Raw genomic sequence first — 2992 nt, forward strand, 5'->3', positions numbered from 1 at the left:
CGGAGTTTACGGGCAGATCTCGTGTGACACTGGTCTTTCCGATCCGTCCGTCCGCCTCATCAGCGGATGGTGGATCGACAGCCCGCCTTGGCGCCTCCTGACCGGGGTGCTGCTCTCAGGCTTCTTCCCTTTTGGGGAAGGGGTGAGGCGGGCATTGATAATGAGAGCGATCAAGTGCCTTAAGGGCGTTCGGTGGATGCCTTGGCATGCGCAGGCGATGAAGGACGTGGTACGCTGCGATAAGCCGTGGAGAGCTGCGAACAAGCTTTGACCCGCGGATTTCCGAATGGGGGAACCCACCGCTTCGGCGGTATCGTCATCTGAATACATAGGGTGACGAAGCGAACCCGGGGAACTGAAACATCTCAGTACCCGGAGGAAAGGACATCAAACGAGACTCCGTTAGTAGTGGCGAGCGAACGCGGACCAGGCCAGTGGCGATGGTGAGCCAAACAGAACCGTCTGGAAAGTCGGGCCATAGCGGGTGACAGCCCCGTATGTGTAATGCGATCCATCGTCCTTGAGTAAGGCGGGACACGTGAAATCCTGTCTGAACATGGGGGGACCACCCTCCAAGCCTAAGTACTCGCGCATGACCGATAGTGAACCAGTACCGTGAGGGAAAGGTGAAAAGCACCCCGACGAGGGGAGTGAAATAGTTCCTGAAACTGGACGCCTACAAACAGTCGGAGCCCGCAAGGGTGACGGCGTACCTTTTGTATAATGGGTCAGCGACTTAGTCTAACGAGCGAGCTTAAGCCGGTAGGTGTAGGCGCAGCGAAAGCGAGTCTGAATAGGGCGATAGTTCGTTGGATTAGACCCGAAACCGGGTGATCTAGCCATGGCCAGGCTGAAGGCAAGGTAACACTTGCTGGAGGGCCGAACCCACGTCTGTTGAAAAAGACGGGGATGAGCTGTGGCTAGGGGTGAAAGGCCAATCAAACTCGGAAATAGCTGGTTCTCCGCGAAATCTATTTAGGTAGAGCGTCGGATGAATACTCCCGGGGGTAGAGCACTGGATGGGCTAGGGGGACTCACCGTCTTACCAAACCTAACCAAACTCCGAATACCGGGAAGTACTATCCGGCAGACACACGGCGGGTGCTAACGTCCGTCGTGGAGAGGGAAACAACCCTGACCACCAGCTAAGGTCCCCAAGTCATGGCTAAGTGGGAAAGGATGTGAGGACCCCAAAACAACCAGGATGTTGGCTTAGAAGCAGCCATCATTTAAAGAAAGCGTAACAGCTCACTGGTCTAAATAAGGGTCCTTGCGCCGAAAATGTAACGGGGCTTAAGCCATGCACCGAAGCTGTGGGTGCGTTCCATTCTACGGATTGGGATGCGCGGTAGCGGAGCGTTCCGTAAGCTGATGAAGGGAGACCCGCGAGGGCTCCTGGAGGTATCGGAAGTGCGAATGCTGACATGAGTAACGACAAACAGTGTGAGAGACACTGTCGCCGAAAGTCCAAGGGTTCCTGCGCAATGCTAATCAGCGCAGGGTTAGCCGGCCCCTAAGGCGAGGCCGAAAGGCGTAGTCGATGGGAATGCAGTTAATATTCTGCAGCCTGGAGGTAGTGACGAATGCCGTAAGTTGTCTGTTCTTATCGGATTGAACAGGCCGCGATGGTGTTCCGGGAAATAGCTCCTCCATTATAGACCGTACCCGAAACCGACACAGGTGGACTGGTAGAGTATACCAAGGCGCTTGAGAGAACGATGCTGAAGGAACTCGGCAAATTGCTCCCGTAAGTTCGCGAGAAGGGAGCCCGGTTCGTGGGCAACCATGGGCCGGGGGCACAGACCAGGGGGTGGCGACTGTTTAGCAAAAACACAGGGCTCTGCGAAGCCGCAAGGCGACGTATAGGGTCTGACGCCTGCCCGGTGCCGGAAGGTTAAGAGGAGAGGTGCAAGCCTTGAATCGAAGCCCCGGTAAACGGCGGCCGTAACTATAACGGTCCTAAGGTAGCGAAATTCCTTGTCGGGTAAGTTCCGACCTGCACGAATGGCGTAACGACTTCCCCGCTGTCTCCAGCATCGACTCAGTGAAATTGAACTCCCCGTGAAGATGCGGGGTTCCTGCGGTCAGACGGAAAGACCCCGTGCACCTTTACTACAACTTCACACTGGCAGTTGTGTCGTCATGTGTAGGATAGGTGGTAGGCTTTGAAGCTCAGGCGCCAGCCTGGGTGGAGCCGCAAGATGAAATACCACCCTTGAAGTCATGATTGTCTAACCGCGATCCGTTATCCGGATCCGAGACAGTGTGTGGTGGGTAGTTTGACTGGGGCGGTCGCCTCCCAAATGGTAACGGAGGCGCGCGATGGTGGGCTCAGAGCGGTCGGAAATCGCTCGTTGAGTGCAATGGCATAAGCCTGCCTGACTGCGAGACTGACAAGTCGAGCAGAGACGAAAGTCGGTCATAGTGATCCGGTGGTCCCGAGTGGAAGGGCCATCGCTCAACGGATAAAAGGTACGCCGGGGATAACAGGCTGATGACCCCCAAGAGTCCATATCGACGGGGTTGTTTGGCACCTCGATGTCGGCTCATCACATCCTGGGGCTGGAGCAGGTCCCAAGGGTTTGGCTGTTCGCCAATTAAAGTGGTACGTGAGCTGGGTTCAGAACGTCGCGAGACAGTTCGGTCCCTATCTGCCGTGGGTGTCGGAGAATTGAGAGGATCTGTCCCTAGTACGAGAGGACCGGGATGGACGCACCTCTGGTGGACCTGTTGTGGCGCCAGCCGCATTGCAGGGTAGCTATGTGCGGAAGGGATAACCGCTGAAGGCATCTAAGCGGGAAGCCTACCTCAAAACGAGTTCTCCCTCGAGAGCCGTGGAAGACCACCACGTTGATAGGCCGGGTGTGGAAGCGCAGCAATGTGCGAAGCTTACCGGTACTAATCGCTCGATCGGCTTGATCGTTCTCATTAATCAATGCCCGCCTGATAACTCAGGCTTGAATACCAGTGTCACATGAGCCTCCGGGCAGCA

Annotated in this window: 1 rRNA gene; it reads left to right on the forward strand. The window is 56.0% G+C overall.

From position 1 onward, the window contains the following. Positions 1-168 precede the first annotated feature (168 nt). Positions 169-2923, forward strand: a 23S ribosomal RNA gene (locus J2R99_RS17710). The last annotated feature ends 69 nt before the right edge of the window (positions 2924-2992 follow it).

Source organism: Rhodopseudomonas julia, from assembly GCF_030813515.1.
Classification (GTDB): domain Bacteria; phylum Pseudomonadota; class Alphaproteobacteria; order Rhizobiales; family Afifellaceae; genus Afifella; species Afifella julia.